1 protein-coding gene is annotated in these 512 nt (G+C 59.4%); it reads left to right on the forward strand.

The window, feature by feature from the left end; translation table 11 throughout:
• A partial coding sequence (locus ACR0AO_RS25530; protein WP_480609872.1) for an ethylbenzene dehydrogenase-related protein occupies window positions 1-512 on the forward strand: 512 nt, incomplete at both ends.

Below are 512 nucleotides of genomic sequence, written 5' to 3' on the forward strand. Positions count from 1 at the left end.
TGGCGGGGCCCGTCCGCTGACCAAAGGTGGCGATCAATGTTCGACCTGTCATGCCAAGGAACTGGATGCGATTGGTAACAAGATCGTTGCCGGTGGCGAACTGGAACCCACTCCGATCCCCGGCAAACGCGGTGTGATCGACGCAACCGTTCAGGCGGCACATGATGACGAAAACCTGTACATCCGTCTGCAATGGCCGGATGCGGGGCACAACCCTGCTCCGTTTGTCGATGGCGGCAAAATGGATCCTGAAAACCAGATCAAGGTCGCTATGATGATCACCGGAACCGGTATCGAGCTGGGCGATCAGGTCGGGTGCTGGGCGTCGTGCCACGCCGACAACACCTATATGCCCTTTGCGCCTGAGGCCGATGCAATTGCCGCAAACGGGGATGTTTCCGGTCGCCTGACCGCTCAGGACACCGTGACCAAGTACCTCAGCGAAAGCCGCACCGAGATCGAGATCAAAGGTCGAGGCGGCAAGGCTTTGGGCGGTTGGGACAAGTTGCAGG

This window comes from Ruegeria sp. AF8 (genome assembly GCF_056541825.1).